Genomic DNA, 22073 nt, shown 5'->3' with positions numbered 1-22073 from the left:
TTCGGAAACCATCGAGCGCCTTATTTGCTATATACCGTGTTGGCATTTCGTTTTTTATTTCAGAGGAATTTTATTGCATCCAATCTATCATATATCTGTTCATGATTTCGAAAATCACAATACCCTTTAAATATTCTGTTTTTAATCACCTCTGATGAACCATCAACATAAATATTGATTTCTTTTCTAAAGCCCTTAAAAGTGGTGGTTGGTAATCGACTTAAATCAATTCCTGAAAAGTCTGGAATACAATTCAACTCAGCTTTCTCAAAAGGTCTTTTTGTTAGATTATCATAATGCTCAACATCTGATGAGGAAAACAAAAGGTTACTCTTAAATTGTGCTTTAGGAAAATCTGTTTTGATAGTTTCAAGAATCAATGAGTCTAAGTGATCATTTGGATAGTCCTCTTGTTTAGGATAAGTACTAAAGTGAAAAAAGTCTTTTTCATCCTTCTTTTTTTCTTCGAATGTATAAGTCTCTGAAAACTCACGCTCATAAAGGATAATACCTGCCGTAATATCAATTTTATTTCGGTTTTGAATGACGAGATTTACTTGCTTAATTATTTTCATCTCGTTTACAGATAGAACGCTTATTGTTGTTTTCATAATTATTTGTTTTATTTCATTCTGTAATAAATTTCTCCAGTCTGAGAGGCGTGTCGTCTTTTAATTAAAATCATGTCATTCAATGGAATTCTGCCTTCAAGTACTTGCATTAAATCCATTCCGTCCATTAAAATCATTGATTTAAGAACTGGACTTCCTGTTTCGGTGCATTCAGTTGAATAAGGTCCAAGTGATACGAATAAGCCTAGCGTATTCTTTAATTTACCTTGAATCTTACCGCCAAACGTGTACAAATCAGCTGCAATTATTGGCTTTTCTTGCCATTTAGCTTCTAGAAGATAGTCTGAGTTGTCAAAAGTAAAAGCTCCATCAATTTGCTCTCCAACTACTTTAAATGCTGATTTAGGGTCTAAGTCAAAAAAGTTAAATAGCTTATTTAAAAATTTTTCGAATTGAAATCCCTTTTGTTGTGAATTTGTGTTAGAAGCAATTTCATAAAACTGCATTTTCAATTCATCAAGCTTCTGTTGATATGCAATGCTATCATTTAATTTTTCTTTTGTAGATTCTCGTCTTTCTTCAGTTTTTTTAAGTTCATCGATTGTTTCAAAATAGCCTTTGGCTTGCTGCCTCAATTTGGCCACTGCAGCTTTAGCATTTTTGATTAATCCTTTATTTTCTTTGTCCCAATAATCTAAATGAGAGAAATCGTTCATGTTTCCAACTTCCTGCACTAGCTTTAAAAGGTCATTTTGATAAATGTCCTGTCTTTTAACCATGCGGTCAATTAATTGGGATACACTTTCATATTTTGTATTTTCTGTCCAATCAATCGTTGATATGATTGTAGTGTTCTCAATAGTTAATTCTATAAATTGTCGGAGGTCTTTTTTGCGATAGTAAATAGTTACTAGAGCATCCTTTAATGCCAATATTGAAGTCACTGATATTTTTTTGTTAATGCTCAACTTGTGTAGTTATTTAATTTTTGCCAACAAGCGCATATACGCATGTTCACTATTATTTTATTTGTGGGGGAAGTCTTACTTCGTATAAAAATAACTGCTATTTTCTATAGTTGCCTGCGGTTTTCCACACTAGGGGTCATTATTTAGTGATTATTCTATAAAATGTTTGATTTAATCGTTGAATGGTAGGGTTTTCAATGTATTTTTTATAAAAAAAGGAGGAAGAAGTTTAATAGCTCCGTTTTAGTGTACAATAAGTACCCAATTAAAATAGAATGAACATGAATTAAAGTTTTGTGTATGTAGGGTATTAACGTAATCTTAAAAATAAAACGATATTCCTGTCGTTACCTACTTGATATAAATAATGTACAATGATTTGGATATACAATAGAATAGTTAAGCATAAAAACCATATTCAATTTTCAAAGCAGAATATAGATGTGCAACTAAAAAAACGCTTTGAGGCTTTGCCCAATATTGCGGCAACGGCTAAAAAATTTATGGCGCATGAAAGTTCTGTGCATACAGAAATTGCACAATTACGAAGTGGTTATAGTGCTGCAAAAGGTTCAGAGAAAGTAGCTTTAGAAAGTGAGTTGTCAAAATTGTTAGGAAACCTATCTATTAGTTTTGAAAACTATCCAGAATTAAAATCTAACGAATCTATTATTCATTTGCAGCGTTCTATTAATGAATTTGCGGAGCAAATTTCTGCATCGCAACGCGCTTACAATAATTCTGTCCTTACCTATAATGATGCTGTTTCTACTTTTCCAAGTAATATTATAGCCTCTATTTTTGGTTTTAAAGAAGAAGTTTATTTAAATATTATTACGAAAGAGGAGCAACGTGAGAATCCAGATATGAATAGTTTATTGTAGATGTTAGTACAGTATTTTTAATACTGTACTTCAACATTAATCGAGGCAGCTCCATTTAGTTTTTCCCAGGTCCCTAAGCTGCTTTCTCTTCGATATCCTTTGCCTTTTGTTAAAATAGCACCTAAATCTACTATTGTTGGATTTTCGAAATTAGGTATAAATTCAATTCCGATAAAAAAGTCTTGTTCGATATAAATAGCGTCTTTATTTAAATCAATTCGGATCCAACCCGATTCTCTATCTGTAGGTAGCTCGTGCACTATGCTTTTTAATATTATTTTTTCACTAGGCTTATTGTCCCTATTAGTATAGAAATTTATTCTTACTATAACATCGGTAACTTCTGATGATTTAAAGACCTTAAAATTAACTGCTTTCACTTTAACTTCCTTGTCCGGAATATTGATGCGTTGGGCAACCTCTATTATATCGTTGTCTCTTGATGCAACACGCATGGATAAAAGTTTGCCGTAAGATTTAACGCCTATTTTTCTATTCTTTATTTTTCCTTTGGAAACAATTACCTCATGGAGTTCAGTAGTTTTAGGCTCCAAAAGAATTTTTTGATTAGAGAAGTTTGTTGCTAAGATTTTTATAGGATGGTAATTTATATGACTTATGGTAATACTATCATTCTTAAACTGTTTTGCGACTGTTAAGGAGAATTTACCTTGTGTGTTTGTAATGGTTCCTTGGTTTTTATTCAAGATTCCGATATTGGCATAGGCTATAGGTTCCTGGTTTTGTGCATCGAGTATCATTCCGTTCATTACAATTTCTTGGGCAACTAATGGTGCACTTAATAACGGAGTTAGGAGTAGCAGGTAAAAAAGTGATTTCATTTTTTATATTTTAATAACGGGTTCTTATTCTTTAATCAAAAGTTCTCGATACAGCGTTTGCTTCGTTACACTCCTCAATCGTCACTCGAACTGACATTTCGTTTCCTTTTAGTAATTTTATAGTATGAAAACCTATTACGTTTATATTTTGAAATGTTTTGATAAAACGTATTATACAGGTTTTACTTCAGATTTACATTCAAGATTAGCTGAACATGATTCAGGCAAGCATCATGATAGTTATACGTTTTCTAGAAGACCTGTGCATCTTGTTTTTTACTGTGAATTTACGGAATCATCTTTAGCTATTGATACGGAAAAGAAAATAAAGAAGTGGTCGAAAGCTAAAAAAGAAGCCTTAATTAATGGTGATTTTGAAGCACTTCCAAACCTAGCAAAAAAGAAATTCAATTAATTTTTATTCTATCAACGACTGTCACTTCGAGTGAATTATTTTGGAGCGTTAGTGGAAGAATAATTAGTATCGAGAAGTTTTCCATGTTCCTAAAAGTTCTCGATACACCGCTTGCTTCGTTGCACTTCCCAATCGCCACTCGAACTGACATCGGAGTGACTTATCAAAACGCTTGTCACTTCGAGTGAATTATTTTGGAGCGTTAGTGGAATAATAATTAGTATCGAGAAGTTTTCCGTGTTCCTAAAAGTTCTCGATAAAACGCTTGTTCCGTTGCACTTCTCAATCGCCACTCAAACTGACAGCAGAGTGGCTTATCAAAACGCTTGTCACTTCGAGTGAATTATTTTGGAGCGTTAGTGGAAGAATAATTAGTATCGAGAAGTTTTCCGTGTTCCTAAAAGTTCTCGATACAACGCTTGCTTCGTTGCACTGCATAAACGCCACTCCAACTGACATTAGGAGTGCTTACAAGAGAAATGTCACTTCGAGTGAATTATTTTGGAGCGTTAGTGGAAGAATAATAGTATCGAGAAGTTTTCCGTGTTCCTAAAAGTTCTCGATACAACGTTTGTTTCGTTGCACTCTTCAATCGCCACTCGAACTGACAGCTGAGGTACTTACAAGAGGGATAAGAGCACTTAAGACAGTTTTTTTAAGGCTTCAAGAATCTCCTCGGGTTCAGCACGTGTTCTATAATCCACATCAACATAACTCCATTGCACTAATCCGTTCGTTCCTACGACAAAGGTGGCTGGTATGGGCAGTATACTGCCATTGCCATTGTTTATTTTTTTTAAGTCCAGTTTACGATCTACTTCCATATGTTCTATTAAAAAAGCAGGAACTTCCCAAGCAACACCATAGTGAGAAGCTACTGTTGCATCTTGGTCTGTTAGCACACTAAATCCTAGTGAATTAATTTCATTGGTAGACATGGACTCATCTGGCACTTCTGGACTAATAGCTACTAATGTGGCTCCCAGTGTATGTATATCATCCAATCTAGCTTGCAAGGCCCTAAGTTGTAAGTTGCAATACGGACACCAACTACCTCGATAAAAAGTAACAACTACAGGACCTTTATCGAGTAAAGTAGCTAAGGAAATTGTTTTTCCCTCAGGATTAGGTAATTCAAAATTAGGTGCCTTTTCGCCAATTTTTAGGGCATTTTTACCTTGTTGAAATTCTTTTTCTTTCTTGATAATAGCATCAACACCCTTCATGAATTCGGGATTGTTTTTTCTTCCTGCTGCAATTTTAGCATCAGTTTGTTCTCTTAATTTTTTCAATGAATATCTTTTTAAGACGTTATTTGCATAGGGAATGGCTTATAGCTAATAATTCTATACGTTGTCCTTCATAAATATAGATAGATCATTTTAATTAAGACCGAACTTTATATTTTGTTTAAGTTTTACTAAAGCTAATTCTGGGCGTTCTGCATCTTCTCCAACCTGGAATTTTTACACCAGCTGAATAGGGAAGCTTATTAGGTTTATGGTAAATTAAAACCTGAAGTCTTTTGTAATTAATCGCTTTTTTTAATTCTAGAGCCTGTATAGACCACTCTAAATAATGAATTTCAACTTCGTTTTTAGTCCATCTTCTTTAGGTGTGTCAAGGCTATCGCAACGACTATTGCAGGAATAATTAGTGCCATGATATTCCATACCCCCATAACTAATAAAATAATTTGGTTGAGTACTACGAATGCGGTATAGGTATATGCTGCCCATTTTTTCATTTGCCATAGACCAATCATACAGGTGAAACCAAGGATGGCAGATAGCCCTAAATAGGGTGGATACCAACTCCCAATTTGTCTTGCAATGTCAGAAAACACTAATGGAATCGTAAATGCAGCCCCAATAAAACCAAGAATACAAATTACCGTTATGGCGCTGGGTCGTTTCTTTTCATGGAGTACTTTATTCTTTTGCGTTTCAATGTTTTCTTGTTCCATTTTTTATTTTTTTTGATTGGCCTATTCTTTTTTCACCTTAGGATTTAAATTGTTTCTTCTTTTTTAGCAATTTCTTTATTCAGGATCAATTGCCCGTAAAATAACCAAGGAATTACCGTCATGCCTATCGCGAACATAAACTTCTTTTGATATTTTTTGCTGAGCTCCTTATTCATATAATATTTTGGAATATAGCGCAGTACGGGAATTAACAATGGTAAAATCCACCATGTCGGTTTATGGGTAATCGCTAAGAGGGTTAAATTATTTTTAATGGGGATGATTGCTTCTATTCCTTTTCTATCAAATTTTTCGAATAGCACATACAGGCTGTAATAGAAAATTACAATGGTTGTCGAAATTATTTTCGAATAAAGGACATTAAAATAAAACATCTTAAAATTAAGTAGTGATATAGCATCCAATAGTGCATAAAAGGGATTTCTAAATAGACCGTCAATAATTGCAAATGTTGGCATACCAAATGTATTTGTCATCATTCCCATAAGATTTTCAAATCCCACTTTTTCTGACCGAATAGGAGCGTGTATCAGTTCATTTAAATAATGAAAAAGTACCGCATTTAAATAATCAAGAACATAGATGAAGACAATCATAGAGAAGGCTCTACCTAAAATTTCTTTAAATGAATAGCTATCTTTCTTTGTCATCCTATTCAGTAACCGCACGAGTAAAAGTATAAATAGGATACTATATACGAATGAATTAAATAAGAGCTGAGCAAAACCTGCCTCTAGATAATCTTGGATATTAAAAATTAAATAATACAAATTTTCTAAAAAGCTTGTGACTAGAATATAGAAGATACTAGATTTCAGGATGTCTTTAAAATTCATGAAGCACTGTTTTATGGCGTTATTTGCTATCTTTTTTGATCGTAAAAATGGCTGAACTAGCAGCGAATAGGTTATTTAAAACGGATACGCAACGACTAATTTTATCTATTTTAGTATAACGTCATATTCCTAGTACTTAGTGTTTTTGCTTCACGAAATAAACTGATATTTTAAGTTTTAACCGCATAGCGCAGTACAGAACTAGAACAGGGGAAGGGGCTCCCTAAAGCAATCTGAATTTAATAAAAAACTTGGGCTTGTGTAACCTATGTTACGGGTATACAGGTGAGATCTTACTAATTTTGAAGTATAATTATAAACAACAAGATTATGGAAACTTTAAAATTACAACTAGGATTAAATCAAGAGTATAAATTAGATGTAACAGGAAAACTTAACGGTCTTCTGGCTGATTTTCAAATCTATTATATGAACCTTAGAGGCTTACATTGGAATATAAAAGGGCGTAAATTTTTTATGTTACATGAAAAATTTGAAGAACTTTATACCGAGACGAATGAGGTGGTTGATGAGATTGCGGAACGTATTTTGTCTTTAGGCTTAAATCCCTTACATACCTTCGAAGATTATTTAGAAAACAAAACGATTAGAGTGACCAAAAATGTAGCTGATGGCGATGGTGCTATTAGTTCTATTTTGGACAACCTAAAAGAACTCTTAATTCAAGAACGCGATATTTTAGAAGTAGCTTCTGATGCTAATGATGAGGGTACAGCTTCCTTAATGAGCGATTTAATTTCCAGTCAAGAGAAATTAGTTTGGATGTTGAATTCTTATTTAAGTTAATATACGAAACGTAAAAAGCAGAAGTCTATTAGTGACCTCTGCTTTTTATTTTTTTAACCGTAGTCTCATGATTAAACTGCACATAAGAGACGCATAGCTATAGTTCTTCAGCGCTATTCACCGTAACCTATTCACAAAATGTTCAATTACATACTTACCGCTAATTACTTTTTACGCTAGCTTGCTCTTTCCATGCAGCCGTTACCACCCTTCCTTTTGAAACTTGGTTCCAAACTTCCTCTAAAGACACGGGGCATTCATATAAAATATATTGGCTCGAATTGTAATCATATTCTTTGGTTACAATTTTATTATCGGTAGCATTTACGCCTGCATCCCAAAAAATAGGGCAAACTAATTTACCATTAATACTTCTTCCTTTGTAAGCAATTAAAAGTCTAGGTTTATTTTTTCCTGTTACTTCTTTATCAATATTGGCCCCCATTTCATACATTTCGCAGCTACTTCCAAACGGTCCGTACTCATAAACTTCATAGTCCCCATTAATTTTTATGGAGGCATCGGAACTGCGAATAACTTTAAATTTTGAGGCATGGCCCTTTTCTGTGGTGGGCAGAAAATAACCTTCCACAATGATAAACCTTTCTGCATCATACCTATGTAGCCATTCCTTAAAAGGCGTAAATACAGGAGAGCAAACTGGGCGTTTGGGGGTTGCTCCAAGGCAACAAAATAGTATGAAGGCTAATACGGTAGTTTTCATAGTTTTTTAATTTATAGTATTCATTAAACTCGTTTTCGTTCAAAAGCTTTACTTCTTTCCGGTGATGCTTCGTACAGGTTTAAAAAGCGATTTGGGATATTTTCATGCTAATGTTTCATATTTTTTTTAGGCCTATCTCTAGTTATGACAAGGGTTGAATGGTGAAATGTATAGCATTGTTATTGGTGTTCATCATAACTTTCAACTTCCTGACCCCTTTTTTTTATCGTAGGTATTTCAATTAGAACGTTGCCTTTTTTATCTATAAAACGTCTACGACCATTTAATGAGACTCCTGCTAAACCTTCTGAAAACATTAGGACAATCATAGGTTCGCTTAATTACATCATTGTTTTTTTGACTAAAAGTTTCTAGAGGAAAACTCAATAAAATTAATACGGCAATCTTAATTATATTCGTTCTTTTAATACAAAATTGAATGTAATGTCAATCGCTCCAAGTATTGTTAATATGCCAATATTCTCATAGGAAGTTTTATTCAATAATTTATTGGATAGCATCTAAAAATGGTTTCATTTCTAGTAGTTCAATATCATCACGTTTACGTAATTCTCTTAAAAACCAACCTTTATGTCCGGCTCCATACGTAATGAGTACTCGTTTCCCTTGATAACGGTATTTTTCTAATACCTTTTCAATATTCCAATAATGTGCAATGTTTATATTTTCCCAGCCACCGAGGCCAAGTTCATCATTAAACAAGCTGTTATAAGTTTGTAGCCCTATATCTTGAATGCTGTCATATGTATCTGTATGAATAAAATAGGGGTCATTTACTTTGCCACTAGCTTGGTAAATGGAATCTGAAAGTTGATTTCCTTTTACATATTCAGTCCAATCAGCTATTCTAGAAGAATCTTGGCGAATAGCTCTTAACTTTTCCCCACGTTGATCTGCCATTGTTTTTGTCCATCCGGCGGTTGGAATAATCTCAAAAGCCATTTTCTTTGATAATGGAAAAACGACATCTACATATTCTGGAAAACGCATGGTACGAGGTTCGGAAATACTATCATCTCTTTTAAATCCTTCCATGGCTGCTTTAAAAAGATTTGGAGGAATCTCCGTTAAAATATAATCTGGTTTTATATTTATAATTAACTTTTTTAAATACTCGACAGTGTAAACACTATCGGTCAGGTGACCTCCGTGGATGGTTCCCAAGACTAAAACTTCATTTTTTGTTTTTTGTTCTGATCTGTCTTTTTTTTCAGATTGCTTGCAACTGGATATAGTGAATGCAGCGAGTAGTAAAATAAAAAAATAGCCTGTTATTTGCTTCATTAGATCTTTAGTTTTAAAAGAGCTATAAAGCTATGAAAATATAGGCTAATAGTTTTAGTAAGGTATTTGTAGTTTTTAAATATAAAATTTTAGGCCCTATTTGTAATTGTCATTTTTATCAAACGTTTTTTTCTAGCAACAATTCAGATTTTGTTTTTCTTCTATAAAGATCAAATCTTTTATGTAATGTATATGATTCATAGTCACCTATCTTCAAATTAATCCCGAAGCCCTTATTGCTTATAATGTAGACATGTTTTTAATTTTCGCGTTAAATCTTTTATGTGATACGCAGTATTTCCAATTCCTTGAAAATTGGCAATGATGTAATTCAAATCTGTTTGAGCCTTTTCACATTGGTCATTCCCAAGATAATTTAATGCCCTGTGCACATAAGCAGTAGATAAAATGTCTTTATCATCCGTGTTTTCAATAACGTAGTTGGTGATGCTAATTCCCTTATCAAATTCTTTTCGATAGAAGTACGTTAATCCCAAATTTATGGCAGCAATATGATAGGTAGAATCTGAAATTTGGTAGGATTCTCGGTAATACTTTACCGCATTATCATAGTCGTGCGCTAGATGACTATTTAACCCTAAATTGCTCAAGGTCGTTGGGTTGTCAGGTTCCAATTCTAGGGCTTTTAAAAAAAGTTCATTCCCTTTTTCATAATCTCCATTTTTACTGAATGCTATTCCTTGGTCGTTTAAATCTCCGGCACTATCATTTTCAAAATAATCTCCGGGAATGGATTTGTTCTGTTCCGCATTAATGGGCGAATTTTTAGCGTCCTTGCAACTATTTAGTGTGATGATCAATAGTGTAAAAAATAATAATTTATGGAGCATCATTCTGGTTGGGTTTTTTTTGAGCCTTGTTGCTTATAAAAATAGGAACTATTTTCTATAGTTGTCTGCTATTCTTTTATTTAATGCACTATTTTATCCTTAGAAAATAAATTTTATAGTGTATATCCTTTAAGGGTTCTAGGCGTAAAACACTTCCTTCGTACTTCACAACCACCGCAGGAATGGATGCTTTAGTCCCAATTACAAAAGCCAATAGGTTAGTAGATTATGATCCTTTTTGAGTTTTAAAATAACTTATAATTCCAAAATTTAGTAGCCCTAATAGTATGGAAACAGGGAAGAACATTATATTCCCCATCATCCCCATTAATAGCGCGGCGGGGATAGTCCTAAAGAATTCCTCTAAAGGCTCTTTGAGTAGCACGGTAAAGCAACATCCTAAAAATATAACGCAGATACAACTCAAAATAGAAAGAAGAATCAGTTTAAATTTTGAGTAGGTTTCATATGCTGAATAGTAAAAAAATAAGGAGTAAAAGAGGATGCATGCCATAGACATTCCTCCCATTAATGCGTAGTTTACTTCTTCTGTAAAGGAACTTTTACCGCCTATAAACAAGATTCCGTTTCCAAGGATAAGGTTGATTATAATAATAGCGAATGCTGTTTTTGTTCTAATACTTTTTAACATGTAGTGTCAACGGGTTCTATTTGGCCTCTCAGATGTTTAGGCATTATTTAATCTTAATTATCTGTCCAGTTACATATTTTTCAATAGTTTTTTCCTCAGAATAAGCGCTATACGAATACATAAAGGTATCCTCATTTACCCAGTAAAATTTATTGAAATTACAAACTTGTTGACCAAACGTTTCGGTACCCCAGCCAAAATCTATCAAATACGTGTAGTCGTTTCCTACGTGTTCTTGGAAAAAATAACTACTACATTCTTGTCCAGGGAACCAACCATTGAGTCTGAGTTTTTTATTTGGAGACGCTACAATATATTCAGGATTTCCTACGGTTTCAAGAGATTCTCCTGTTTTTAATGAAATAGAATAATCACTAGTATGGCCTCCTTCAAATAAAATAATTTCTTCGGTAGGGTAGTAGGCAACAAAACCATAATCATTATTCTTTTGGTTGATGCGGAGCACTTGCCCGTTCTCAAGGATTATTTCATCAATGCTGCGCCCTAAGTAGGGTACATTTTTCCAACGGACCTTTGAAGCTAACAACTTTTCGGCTTCCTGTGCTGAGGTGATGCGTTGGATATCTGCTGGGATTTGTTTTTTATACAGGCTATAAAATTTTAGACTATCTATTTCTTGGTGTATAATTGTCGCTTTATGAAGTTCTTCTAGGTAGGTGCTCAAAACGTAGCCTTCTTCTTGGTAATTATATGCTTCATTTTCAGAAACAATATATGGGAAATTATAAAATTTAATTTTCACCCATTCACCAGTAACAGGAGCTCCATCTTCTATAGTTTGATGTTTTAAGCCCGTCTTTTGTAATAAAGAAACGGTGCTCCCGTAGGGTAATTTTCCTATTCTATTAGCGGTACTATTTGGTTTTTCTCTAATAATTAAACCACTAGAAGCTATGCTGAAATGCGTCTCTTGGCTGTGCATTAGAAAGATAGCGAATAGCGATAGGCCTATAAAAATAATTTTCTTCATTCCTTCTTTTTTAACGGTGGCTCATGGGTACTAGAACATATGTTCGTAACATCTCTAGAATGGGCATCAGAATGTGTTTTGAAATCAGTCGCCCATTAATCGGCATCGCCTGTGGTATGATTAAGGCGCTCTATAAACTTCTCTACATTAAATTTAATGTCATCTTCGCCTATTTGATCAAAAGGGTTTTCTAGATGCTCTTGGATATTTTCTAAACTTACTAAGATCATAGTAAGTAATATGGGAATTACAAACTCTAAGCCCCAAGACATTTCTTCTGCTTTAAACGCAAAATAAGGGCCATAAATAATGGGGAGTATTTTTATGAATAAGGAGCTAAATGCTCTTAAGGTTCTAGGAGTTCTGTATTGGTAAATATGCTTGATAGCTTCAAAGGAAACCATCATCTTTTGTAAATATTGATTGGTTCTAGAGCATTCTCCAGAAGACAAGCCTTCTTCTCGCAATTCATGTTTTATATACAGCGAGAAATCAGAAAAATTATCATAAACCTTTTTTTCGTTCTCTATCAAATTTGATTTTGGATCGGTAAACATGACTCTAAAATTGCTAAAGAAATCAAAGATTAGCGTCGACATTTTTGTAACATTTTCTGGCTTTGGATCTTCAATCCAATCTCTAGAAACAAAATAAATAGCCCGTAAATAGCCTTTTATTGCCGCATATTCTCTAAGCGCAGCTTCTCTTCTGTTATAGGCGCCGCCAATAGAAAATACAATAGGAAAAATAATAGAAGTTGCTACTAATGTTAGGGGAAACTCTGCTTCGTATTTATAGTGAATGCAAATGGCCGTAGAAATTACAGTCAGTCCAGAAATTACAATGGTTTGCAGGTTTACGATAAGGAGAAATCTTTTTATGTGGAGTTTCATTGGTTGTGGTTAAATAAAAAGCAGCTAAGCTAAGAAAATTACGAGTACCTGAATCTAGCTTGTTCTGTATTAGTTGGTGGATTAAATTTTTTTATGATCTCTATTGGTAGTGATTCTAAAAACTGATGTCTTTTTACGAATGCGATCTAATTTTCCTTTTTAGTAAAGAAGTTTGCCGTACACTAATTTTTCGAACTCTTCGCCTTCTTCTCCCAGTCTGTCTATTCCATTTTGATCATCTCCCCAATGGGTTAACTCATGCAGTAACGTGATACCAACCAAGTATACACTCCCAGCTCTAGCCATACGTTTTCCTCTTCCTTTTTCAAAATCAGTCACTAATGAAGTATCTATTCTTATTTCATTTGATTGTTGATTTGGGGAGAATTCTCCATATGCATCTACGAGGTAGCTTACTTTAATTTGTGGACCTTTACCCCATATTAACGCATCTCTTAACTTCACGTCATTAAGATTAGCGATCTTTTTTAGGGCTTGAACAATTGCGGGAACATGTACTACTTGAGGTAAATTAACCTTAACATAGTAGGCTAGTTTTGGATATTTTCTAATATCAGTTTTTGACATTTTCATAGAAATAATTTTTAAATTATTGTTCGTTTAGTTTTGAGGTAACAACGGTCCATTCGTTATTCAATTTTGCAAACTCAATAGAAACATGAATCCCCTCTATGGGATAATTAAAAATGGTACTAGCCGTATTTTCAGAGATAACAATAGTAGAAAAAAGTAGGTGAGCTTGTTCCTTATTTTTCAATTCCGAAACATCTAGAATCTGTACTTTTTCGCCAAACTTTTCAAGCTCTAGGTTTGTTGGAATTTTGTTGTTGCTTACTATAATCAAAGGAGCGCGTTCTGGTAATTCTGCACTATGGAAGTATTGCTGCAATTCAGGTAAATCAATAGACTGTTGAATTATTTTTTGAAGGTCTTCGTTTTCTATAGTAACTTTTGTAGCAGGTGTTATTTTCGCTTCTTGTTCTGTAGTTTTTTCATCTGTAATAAGTGTTGTTTTTTGATTTGGGTTTTTGCAGGATAGGAGCATGCCGTAGCCTAGTAGTAGTGTTATTTTGAAGATTTTAAAGGTCATGTTTTTTAAATAATATAGTATTAGATTTTGAATACAAATGTTATCTAAATGTACTAAAAAAGAATTGCCAAATTTGTAATGTCTATTTCTGTATGATGAATAGTACTGTGACATCCTTAGCCTTTACATTTAGAATTTCCACCAAGGTTTTTTCTTTTCTATGGTCGGTGCTTCTTTGGTGTCTGATTTTAGGAACACTATATTTTCTATTTTCCCGATGAAGGCTGAGTTTCCTGTTGGCTCAATTCCAATTCCTTCTTTTTTAGGAAGATACCGTTGGCAGAATTCAAACCCTTCATCTTGAGTCTTATCAAAAGCTTTTACGAAAATGGCATCATACTTTTTTTCTTCCCAAGTAATGAATCCGTCAAAAGCAATTAGTGCAAAATCAGGATTTACGTTTAGTTCTTTTAATGCGTTCTCAGCAGCAGAAATACCGTCCTCATATTTTTCTGTTACAAATCGCTTTAGTTCTTTTTTGTCTCCAACTTGCGTCATTAAAAAAGGAACAAGAGGACCGCCTGCCTCACTAATAGAAGCTATCCCATGGTCTAGCCCGTGGAACATAAAGTCCATGAATTTAGGATCTTGGTTGTTAATTTCTGCCATTTTAGATGGTTTTATTTGTTTGATTATTCTTCCCTGAAAAATAGAAAACAATGATTTTTATCTAGCGGTGTCCAGTTTTTTCCTCGAAAGGTTTGATGGTCCCAATAGAAGGTAATAGCAATAGATTTTATTTTTTCTAAATCGCCCGTAAAGGTTGTCATGTTAATTTTGGTGCCATTGCTCATAATCCCCTGTACTTCCCAATTTCCATCTTCAGAATTGACGATTTTTATAAGCTTTAGAAGTGCTTTTTTTTCTGCAGCCGGTTTCGTACTCTCCAATAGCGTTTTCCATTGTTTTTCAATACTTGTTGCCGTTGAAGGTTTTAGGGTGAAAAACAATAAGCCAATGAAGGCTACTAGAATAAGAGGAAATAATACTTTTTTCAAGATGTTTTTATTGTTATTGGTGAAATTACATGAAATTATACCGAACAAAGATCATAATTTCTAAAGCAAAAGCGATAAATAAGAACACTTTGGCTTTTTGGTTGGGCATGAGTATAGCTGCTACAAGCGTAACAATAGGCACAATTAAGTTGGTGATGATTCTTATGGGCTGTATGGAATAGATATCTATGAATTCTAATATGTTAATGACAAAGTAAAATAAACTTACCACTAGGCCAGAGCCTATAATTAACATAAAGAGATTTACAATTTTATCTACATCCTCATTGTTTTGGTTTTTTTGAGGTATTAATTTAGCACCACACCTTTTGCAAAATAAGGCTGATGGTATATTTTCGGTACTACAGGCTACACATTTCATAGTTTAATTTTTTATTAGTTTTTAGGATCTCTCCCATATTCGTTTGTGCCTCTATCTCCTTCTTGAAAGAGTAAAAAGAGTCCGTAAAAAGGAATTAACTGGTACCAGCCGCTATTGCCTAAATCATGGCAACGTTTGGCTGCTTGTGCCCAAAGTATCCATATACATGGAATTAATAGAAGTAGAATAACGAGGCCTGCTCCGCCGCTTCGGGTGCTTTCTACAACGAGAACCAATAAAAAATAAAAGACCAGATACATCAGGATCGTAAGGCCATATTCTGTTCTGCGTATTCTTCCTTCAAAGGAGAACATACGTTGAAACATGCCACTATTATCTAGCGTACTATGAGGAACTCGATTAGAACGTTTCGGAATATATTTTACTTCTCCGCCATCAATAGGGCAAAAGGTAGTATCATCCTCATAACTCTTGAAGCATTTAACACATCTAGGGGTTTTGTCTTCTGGCGTAAGTAACCTTTCTCCGTCTTTTTCACAAAAAACGTATGCCTCGGAGTAGGTAGTTTGGCATAAGGGGCAGGTATTTATTTTGTCTGCTGTAGGCTCTTTTTCAGGGGTTACTGCAGCTGCTGTGCCACATACTTGGCAGAAACTAGCACCTTCTGTAATGAGCGTAGCACATTTTGTACAAATGTTTTTCATAGATTAATTTCTGGTTGGTCGGTAAGGGTATAACGGTAATTGTACTTATCTATTTTATAGCCTCCTATTTTAGGAGATATAATAGCCTGCTAGAAATATAAACATAAGGGCGAAGCCTATAGATAATGCTATTTTGGCTTTTTGATTGGGTGCTAATACCGCGGCAATTAATAGCGTTAGTGTAGGAATTAAAGTCATGAATGTGGATAGGTTAATCACATCATAAACAAACTCTAATTCAAAAGTACTGATCACAAAATAGCCTAGTTCTACAACCACAAAGGAGGCAATAACGGCGAGTAACAACCAAATGGTTTTGTTAGAACTAGCATCCGGAACTTGATTTGTGGAATGCAGCGGAGCACCACAATTTCTACAAAATTGAGCACTTTCTTTATTTTCGATCCTACAGGAGGTACATTTCATGGTTTTAGGTTTAAATTATTTACTTAGGACTACTTCCATATTGATTTTTGCCTGATACACCTTTTAAGAATAAAATTAAAACTCCGTAAAAAGGAATGAGCACATACCAACCGCTATTCCCAATATCATGACTACGTTTAGAGGCTTGGGCTAGAAGGATCCAGAACATGAGTAGATTAAAAACTAAAAACACAACTAGAGCTGTTTCAATGTTAGACATGGTGGTATTGGCTATTATTATAGCATTTATTACACTATAAATAAGCACTGTGAATAGGTATGAAGTTCGGTTGATTCTTCCTTTAAAAGAGACTATCTTTTGGAGACCATTTTTTTTTGGAATATCCGTTGGGGTACTATTATCTTTAAGTGATGGTGTCTTTTTTACTTTGGTGCCATAGCTAACTTGTGCACCATCTTTTGGGCAGATGGTAATTTCTTTAGGATAACGTGTGTTACATAAATTACAGCTAGGAAGTAGTGCTTCTGAAGGAAGTAGCATTTCGCCATCGTTCTCACAAAATTTAAATTCTAGTCCATAAATGGTATGGCAAACTGGACATATGTTGTTAAGCGCCGCTTGTGTTTCTACTTGTTTTCTTGCTGTTGGGGCACCACAGATTTTGCAAAACTCGCCATCATCTTTTATTTCTGTAGCACATTTGTAACAGATTTTTTTCATAGAGTATTGCGGTGTTGGCGGTTTTCTATGTACAACGATTACATAAGGAATGTATTTTATACGACTCAAAAATAATTACTTAGAATCCTAACCACTTAGTGCCTTTAATGCGGAAGTTTTTTACGAAAGCTGTAACTGTGTGTAATAATCCATTTCAGGAATTGCTATTGAGTTCTAGCGAATGTGGGGTTAGAACTACTTGTCTTTTTAGCCAATCTTTAGCACTGAATAATTAAAAAAAAATCAGTATAAGAATTATATCTTATACTGATTTTATGGGATTGTATATTATCGTTTATAATAAACCTGCGCGTTCTAAAAGCGGTTCAATCTTAGGTGCAGCCCCGCGGAATTTTTTGTACAATTCCATTGGGTTTTCTGTACCTCCTTTAGAAAGTACGTGTTCTTTAAATTTAGTAGCTACTTCTTTATTGAAAATTCCTTTTTCTTTAAAGTAGGCAAAGGCATCTGCATCTAATACTTCTGCCCATTTATAGCTATAGTACCCAGAAGAATATCCGCCTTGAAAAATATGAGCAAACGATGTACTCATACACGTCTCTGGAGTGGCAGGATATAAATCAGTCTCTTTAAAAACCTGATCTTCGTGTGCTTTTACATTGGTGATAGCCGTTGGGTCTGCTCCATGCCATGACATGTCTAATAAGCCAAAACTTAATTGACGTAAGGTTTGCATGCCTTCTTGGAAGGTAGCGGAAGCTTTTATTTTTTCTACCAATTCCATCGGAATTACTTCTCCGGTTTCGTAGTGGGTAGCAAAAAGTGCTAAGGCTTCTTTTTCATAACACCAGTTTTCTAAAACCTGACTTGGTAATTCTACAAAATCCCAATACACGGATGTTCCTGATAATCCAGGATAGATGGTATTGGCTAACATGCCGTGTAAACCGTGTCCAAATTCATGAAACAAGGTAGTTACCTCGTTAAACGTTAATAAAGAAGGCTTGCTAGCGGTAGGTTTTGTGAAATTACAAACGTTAGAAATATGCGGACGCACATTTTCTCCGTTTTCTACATATTGCGATTTAAAGGAGGTCATCCAGGCACCGCCACGCTTCCCCGCTCTAGGGTGAAAATCGGCATAAAAGATAGAAACGAGCTTGCGGTCTTCATCGTAAATACGGTATGTTTTTACATCTTCGTGGTATTTGTCAATATCAAAAACCTCTTCGAACTGTAAGTCATATAATTTTTCGGCTACTTTAAAAACACCAGCAATTACATTTTCTAATTTAAAGTATGGCTTTAGTTTTTCATCGTCTAGGTTAAAAAGCTTTTGCTTTAATTTTTCTGAATAGTAGGCGCCGTCCCATTTTTCTAATTGGTCAATGCCATCCAATTCCTTCGCAAAATCTTCTAGTTCTTTAAATTCTCTTTCGGCAGCAGGTTTTGCTTTCTCTAGCAATTCATTTAAAAACTCTTGTACTTTTTCTGGTGTTTGCGCCATGCGCTCCTCTAATACAAAATGTGCATGCGTTTTGTAGCCTAATAAATTAGCACGCTCATGACGAAGCTTGGCTATTTTGAGCACATTCTCTTGGTTGTCTAAAGCGTCATTATGAAAAGCTTTACTGCCAAATGCTGTGGAGAGTTTTTTACGAAGCGCTCTGTTTTTAGCATATTTCATAAACGGAATATAGCTAGGGTAGTCCAAAGTAATTAACCAACCTTCTAGATCTTTTGCCTTTGCCATTTGTGCGGCAGCTTCCTTTTCTCCTTCTGGTAGTCCGTCTACATCTGTTTCATTAGTCAGATGCATTTGAAACTTATTCGTTTCTGCCAATATATTTTCGCCGAAGTTTAATTTTAATTTAGAAGCTTCTGCGTCTATTTCTCTCAGGCGTTTCTTTTTGTCTTCTGATAAGTTGGCGCCATTGCGACTAAAACTCTTATATTTTTTATCTAAGAGCGTTTGCTCTTCGGTGCTTAGTGTTAAGCTTTCTTTTTGATCGTATACGGCTTTTACACGTTTAAATAAAGCTTCATTTAAGGTGATGTCGTTGCCAAATTCGGATAAGACAGGAGAGATTTCCTGCGCTATCTTTTGAATTTCTTCATTGGTTTCGGCGGAATTCAAATTAAAGAATACGCTAGAAACACGATCTAATTGTTTGCCTGAAAAATCTAAAGCAGCAATCGTATTTTCAAAGGTTGGTGCTTCTGTGTTATGTGTAATGGCATCTATTTCTGCACGTGCATCAGCTATGGCTTGCGTAAAAGCAGGCATAAAATGCTCGTTTTTAAGTTCAGAAAAAGGAGCAGTATCAAATGGGGATAAAAGTGGATTCATTGTATTGTTGTTATTTTATGGTCTATGGTTGTTGGTTGATGAAAAAGTAATGGCAGTAAAAAATGCCAACAAACATCAACAGACAACCGTCAACTATTTTTTATTTAAAGATTTAGCGCCTTCAATTACTTTTAGTTTTAATCCTTCTTTATAAAGAATAATTTTATCTAACACACATTTATCAGCGCTACCGATAATTTGAGCAGCAAGAATACCAGCATTCTTTGCACCGTTAAGAGCAACAGTAGCTACAGGAACACCACCGGGCATTTGCAGAATAGAAAGAATAGAGTCCCAACCATCTATAGAGTTACTACTTTTTACGGGAACACCAATAACAGGAAGTGGAGACATAGAGGCTACCATTCCAGGTAAATGTGCAGCACCACCAGCACCTGCTATGATTACAGTATACCCATTGAGGTGTGCGTTTTTACTAAAATCAAACAGTTTTTCAGGAGTACGGTGCGCAGAAACAATATCTACATCAACTTCTATATCAAAACCTTTTAAAATATCTATGGCATCTTGCATTACAGGCAGGTCACTTGTGCTCCCCATTACTACGGCTACTTTACTCATATTGTTTATTTTTTCGTGGTGATTTTATATTTGTCAGATCCCATTTCTAGTAAGATTTGATCTTCAAAATTATCAATTTCTTTAATAGGATAGGCCGACTTAAATTTTGTGATTTTATCGTTTAACCTAAACTCGTAATAATATAATTTATTAGAAGATACGCCCATTACAAAATGATTACTACCTTCTAAATGATAGGCTAAGGTAATTTCGTCTTCTAGTTCTAAATGCTTAGCGCCAAAATAGTCTGTTTCTTCTAAAGTAGCATTCGCTAAAGTACAATCTTTCATGGCGTACTTTTTACTTTTCAAAAACGATCCTTTAAAAAGTAACCCATCGTTTACGTAAATTTCTTTTGAAGGATATTTCAGAATCAATTCATAAGAGCCATACAATTCAATAGCGCAATCTAGTGAGTCTACAAATGTTGTTTGAATGGTTTTATTTCGAATTTCGTTGATGAATTTATCAACTGCAGCTTCGTCCAGTTTTTTTTGAGCGATTTCAGATGCGTAAGTTACGTTTAAACTTTTATCCGAGAGCTGTTCTAATGAAACAGTCTCAAGCTGTTTTTTGTCAAAAAAAGGCGCTTCGTAGGTAATAGCTTTTTCTGATTCATTATTGAATCCAAAAATATTTCCTTCACGATCTATAACAAACTCAAGGTGGTCTATGTCGATAGTTTTTAATTGCTCTTTACGCTGTTTATTATAGATGATGAGCTCCTTTTTTGGGGCGGAATTATCTGTTTTGAAGAAAACATATTTTTCGGTATCCCTATAATAATTAGGTTTATTCCCAACGTTTTTTATAGTAAAGTCTTTTTTTAAGGCTTCTTCGAAAAACAACATTTCAGGGTGCTTATCTTCTTCTGTTTTGCAAGAAAACGTTACCAATAGCAAAAAAATGATGCTTGTGTACTTCATATAAAAGTCGTGATCTAGTGCTTTGTTATTCACTAATCACTTTAATTGTTTCTTTTACTTCTTGTGCTATTCTTCTAGCAACGGTAATATCTTTATTTACAATGGTCACATGCCCCATTTTACGAAAAGGTCGTGTTTGCTTTTTACCGTATATATGTGGGGTAACCCCTTCAAGCTTTAGAATGGCTTCCATATTTTCGTAAACTACATTCCCTGTATATCCTTCGGCACCGACAAGATTTACCATAATGCCTGCAACTTTACTTTCCGTACTTCCTAATGGAAGGTCTAAAATAGCACGGATATGTTGTTCAAACTGGTTGGTATAGCTTGCTTCAATGCTGTAATGGCCACTATTGTGCGGACGCGGAGCAACCTCATTAATTAATAGTTCATCATCATGAGTTTGGAACATTTCTACCGCTAAAATACCAATATGTTGCATTTTTTCGGATACCTGAAGTGCAATTTCTGTTGCTTTTTGCGCCACTTTAGCATCTATTCGCGCAGGGCAAATAACATACTCTACTTGGTTAGCTTCTGGGTGAAATTCCATTTCTACTACCGGATAGGTAACTACGGCTCCTGAAGGATTGCGGACCACAATAACCGCTAATTCATTTTTAAAAGGAATCATTTTTTCAGCAATACACTCGCCTTTTGGTAAATTTTCTAGATCGCTAAAGTTACGCACTACTTTTACGCCTTGCCCATCATAACCAAACTGTGCCGCTTTCCAAACAAACGGAAATGCTAATCCGCCATTGTCAACGCTATCCTTAATCTCACTTGCGTAGGCAAATCGTGAAAATTCAGCCGTTGGTAAATTGTTATCTAAATAAAAAAGCTTTTGTCGGGCTTTGTTTTGTATGGTTCTCAATGTTTTTGAAGGAGGATATACTTTTACACCTTCCTCCTCTAGTTTTTCTAAAGCATCAAGATTAATATTTTCTATCTCAATAGTAAGAACATCAACCTGTTTGCCAAAATTATAAACAGCATCGAAGTCCATTAAATCACCCAGAATAAATTCATCACAAGCAATTTTGGAGGGCACATCTTCTGAAACTTCCAAAACTTTGGTATAGACATCAAATTTTCGGGTCTCATAAAGTAGCATTTTCCCAAGCTGTCCGCCACCTAAAATTCCCAATTTAAAGTCGGATGAAAAATAATTTTTTGAATCTTTGTTTGACATGGTCCTCTGTGAATTCTGAATGAAATACAAAAATACACCGATTTCTTAAAACCAACGCGCTTACA

At 34.6% G+C, this 22073-nt stretch carries 28 protein-coding genes; 3 read left to right on the top strand and 25 right to left on the bottom strand.

Translation table 11 applies throughout. The features are described 5' to 3' along the window. Positions 1 to 59: 59 nt before the first annotated feature. Both GQR94_RS04085 and GQR94_RS04080 read right to left on the bottom strand, forming a co-directional pair. Entirely contained in the window at positions 60 to 611 is a 552-nt protein-coding gene (locus GQR94_RS04085) for a hypothetical protein (protein WP_158974286.1), read from the bottom strand. A gap of 11 nt (positions 612 to 622) precedes the next feature. Then, complete coding sequence (locus tag GQR94_RS04080) at positions 623 to 1516, bottom strand: hypothetical protein (protein WP_158974285.1); 894 nt, start codon at positions 1514 to 1516, stop codon at positions 623 to 625. A gap of 398 nt (positions 1517 to 1914) precedes the next feature. Between GQR94_RS04080 and GQR94_RS04075 the strand changes: the two genes are divergently transcribed. Then, a complete protein-coding gene (locus GQR94_RS04075; RefSeq protein WP_158974284.1) occupies positions 1915 to 2424 on the top strand; it encodes a LemA family protein in 510 nt (169 codons plus the stop codon). Between the two features lie 17 nt (positions 2425 to 2441). On the opposite strand, the gene GQR94_RS04070 is transcribed toward GQR94_RS04075, so the two are convergent. Further along, positions 2442 to 3266, bottom strand: coding sequence for a carboxypeptidase-like regulatory domain-containing protein (locus GQR94_RS04070; protein ID WP_158974283.1), 825 nt, complete (start codon positions 3264 to 3266; stop codon positions 2442 to 2444). A gap of 124 nt (positions 3267 to 3390) precedes the next feature. Between GQR94_RS04070 and GQR94_RS04065 the strand changes: the two genes are divergently transcribed. Further along, positions 3391 to 3681: a GIY-YIG nuclease family protein gene (locus GQR94_RS04065; protein ID WP_158974282.1), complete on the top strand. Its 291-nt coding sequence runs from the start codon at positions 3391 to 3393 to the stop codon at positions 3679 to 3681. 641 nt (positions 3682 to 4322) lie between these two features. On the opposite strand, the gene GQR94_RS04060 is transcribed toward GQR94_RS04065, so the two are convergent. The 3 genes from GQR94_RS04060 to GQR94_RS04050 all read right to left on the bottom strand — a co-directional run bounded on the left by GQR94_RS04060 (position 4323) and on the right by GQR94_RS04050 (position 6504). Further along, positions 4323 to 4973: a peroxiredoxin-like family protein gene (locus GQR94_RS04060; RefSeq protein WP_199271533.1), complete on the bottom strand. Its 651-nt coding sequence runs from the start codon at positions 4971 to 4973 to the stop codon at positions 4323 to 4325. Positions 4974 to 5278: 305 nt separating this feature from the next. Then, positions 5279 to 5647, bottom strand: coding sequence for a hypothetical protein (locus tag GQR94_RS04055; protein ID WP_158974281.1), 369 nt, complete (start codon positions 5645 to 5647; stop codon positions 5279 to 5281). A gap of 44 nt (positions 5648 to 5691) precedes the next feature. After that, positions 5692 to 6504 (bottom strand): DUF5684 domain-containing protein, encoded by an 813-nt coding sequence (locus GQR94_RS04050; RefSeq protein ID WP_158974280.1) that lies wholly within the window; start codon positions 6502 to 6504, stop codon positions 5692 to 5694. A 330-nt stretch (positions 6505 to 6834) separates the two neighbouring features. Between GQR94_RS04050 and GQR94_RS04045 the strand changes: the two genes are divergently transcribed. Then, positions 6835 to 7311: a Dps family protein gene (locus tag GQR94_RS04045; RefSeq protein ID WP_158974279.1), complete on the top strand. Its 477-nt coding sequence runs from the start codon at positions 6835 to 6837 to the stop codon at positions 7309 to 7311. Positions 7312 to 7471: 160 nt separating this feature from the next. Here the strand turns inward: GQR94_RS04045 and GQR94_RS04040 are convergent, their stop codons facing one another. The 19 genes from GQR94_RS04040 to GQR94_RS03950 all read right to left on the bottom strand — a co-directional run bounded on the left by GQR94_RS04040 (position 7472) and on the right by GQR94_RS03950 (position 22008). Beyond that, positions 7472 to 8035: a hypothetical protein gene (locus GQR94_RS04040; protein WP_158974278.1), complete on the bottom strand. Its 564-nt coding sequence runs from the start codon at positions 8033 to 8035 to the stop codon at positions 7472 to 7474. A gap of 179 nt (positions 8036 to 8214) precedes the next feature. Beyond that, positions 8215 to 8364 carry a hypothetical protein gene (locus tag GQR94_RS04035; RefSeq protein ID WP_158974277.1) on the bottom strand — a complete coding sequence of 50 codons (150 nt, stop codon included), beginning with the start codon at positions 8362 to 8364 and terminating at the stop codon, positions 8215 to 8217. Positions 8365 to 8542: 178 nt separating this feature from the next. Beyond that, positions 8543 to 9340 (bottom strand): hypothetical protein, encoded by a 798-nt coding sequence (locus tag GQR94_RS04030; RefSeq protein WP_158974276.1) that lies wholly within the window; start codon positions 9338 to 9340, stop codon positions 8543 to 8545. 233 nt (positions 9341 to 9573) lie between these two features. After that, positions 9574 to 10194 carry a tetratricopeptide repeat protein gene (locus GQR94_RS04025; RefSeq protein WP_158974275.1) on the bottom strand — a complete coding sequence of 207 codons (621 nt, stop codon included), beginning with the start codon at positions 10192 to 10194 and terminating at the stop codon, positions 9574 to 9576. 223 nt (positions 10195 to 10417) lie between these two features. Then, positions 10418 to 10843, bottom strand: coding sequence for a hypothetical protein (locus GQR94_RS04020; RefSeq protein ID WP_158974274.1), 426 nt, complete (start codon positions 10841 to 10843; stop codon positions 10418 to 10420). 43 nt (positions 10844 to 10886) lie between these two features. Continuing rightward, on the bottom strand, positions 10887 to 11834 hold the full coding sequence (locus GQR94_RS04015; protein WP_158974273.1) for an SH3 domain-containing protein: 948 nt from the start codon (positions 11832 to 11834) through the stop codon (positions 10887 to 10889). Between the two features lie 95 nt (positions 11835 to 11929). Next, on the bottom strand, positions 11930 to 12727 hold the full coding sequence (locus GQR94_RS04010) for a hypothetical protein (RefSeq protein WP_158974272.1): 798 nt from the start codon (positions 12725 to 12727) through the stop codon (positions 11930 to 11932). 159 nt (positions 12728 to 12886) lie between these two features. Continuing rightward, a complete protein-coding gene (locus tag GQR94_RS04005; protein WP_158974271.1) occupies positions 12887 to 13321 on the bottom strand; it encodes a hypothetical protein in 435 nt (144 codons plus the stop codon). Positions 13322 to 13337: 16 nt separating this feature from the next. After that, positions 13338 to 13838, bottom strand: coding sequence for a hypothetical protein (locus GQR94_RS04000; RefSeq protein WP_158974270.1), 501 nt, complete (start codon positions 13836 to 13838; stop codon positions 13338 to 13340). Positions 13839 to 13967: 129 nt separating this feature from the next. After that, complete coding sequence (locus GQR94_RS03995) at positions 13968 to 14447, bottom strand: hypothetical protein (protein ID WP_158974269.1); 480 nt, start codon at positions 14445 to 14447, stop codon at positions 13968 to 13970. 23 nt (positions 14448 to 14470) lie between these two features. Beyond that, on the bottom strand, positions 14471 to 14836 hold the full coding sequence (locus GQR94_RS03990; protein WP_158974268.1) for a hypothetical protein: 366 nt from the start codon (positions 14834 to 14836) through the stop codon (positions 14471 to 14473). 25 nt (positions 14837 to 14861) lie between these two features. Continuing rightward, positions 14862 to 15218 (bottom strand): zinc ribbon domain-containing protein, encoded by a 357-nt coding sequence (locus tag GQR94_RS03985; RefSeq protein WP_158974267.1) that lies wholly within the window; start codon positions 15216 to 15218, stop codon positions 14862 to 14864. Positions 15219 to 15232: 14 nt separating this feature from the next. Further along, on the bottom strand, positions 15233 to 15883 hold the full coding sequence (locus tag GQR94_RS22625; RefSeq protein ID WP_233268634.1) for a DUF805 domain-containing protein: 651 nt from the start codon (positions 15881 to 15883) through the stop codon (positions 15233 to 15235). A 69-nt stretch (positions 15884 to 15952) separates the two neighbouring features. Next, the gene (locus tag GQR94_RS03975; protein ID WP_158974266.1) at positions 15953 to 16309 is read right to left on the bottom strand and encodes a zinc-ribbon domain-containing protein; all 357 of its coding nucleotides are present in this window, start codon (positions 16307 to 16309) and stop codon (positions 15953 to 15955) included. Positions 16310 to 16328: 19 nt separating this feature from the next. Beyond that, entirely contained in the window at positions 16329 to 16991 is a 663-nt protein-coding gene (locus tag GQR94_RS03970) for a DUF805 domain-containing protein (RefSeq protein WP_158974265.1), read from the bottom strand. Between the two features lie 295 nt (positions 16992 to 17286). After that, positions 17287 to 19302, bottom strand: a complete 2016-nt coding sequence (locus tag GQR94_RS03965) for a M3 family metallopeptidase (RefSeq protein ID WP_158974264.1) — start codon at positions 19300 to 19302, stop codon at positions 17287 to 17289. A 93-nt stretch (positions 19303 to 19395) separates the two neighbouring features. Continuing rightward, positions 19396 to 19884, bottom strand: coding sequence for a 5-(carboxyamino)imidazole ribonucleotide mutase (gene purE, locus GQR94_RS03960; protein WP_158974263.1), 489 nt, complete (start codon positions 19882 to 19884; stop codon positions 19396 to 19398). Between the two features lie 5 nt (positions 19885 to 19889). Continuing rightward, positions 19890 to 20843, bottom strand: coding sequence for a hypothetical protein (locus GQR94_RS03955; protein WP_158974262.1), 954 nt, complete (start codon positions 20841 to 20843; stop codon positions 19890 to 19892). Next, positions 20836 to 22008, bottom strand: coding sequence for a 5-(carboxyamino)imidazole ribonucleotide synthase (locus tag GQR94_RS03950; RefSeq protein ID WP_158974261.1), 1173 nt, complete (start codon positions 22006 to 22008; stop codon positions 20836 to 20838). Before GQR94_RS03950 ends, GQR94_RS03955 begins: the two co-directional genes overlap by 8 nt. Positions 22009 to 22073 lie beyond the last annotated feature (65 nt).

This window comes from Cellulophaga sp. L1A9 (genome assembly GCF_009797025.1).
Classification (GTDB): domain Bacteria; phylum Bacteroidota; class Bacteroidia; order Flavobacteriales; family Flavobacteriaceae; genus Cellulophaga.
The sequence above is the reverse complement of the archived record's forward strand: the minus strand, read 5'-3'. Positions and strand labels throughout refer to the sequence as shown.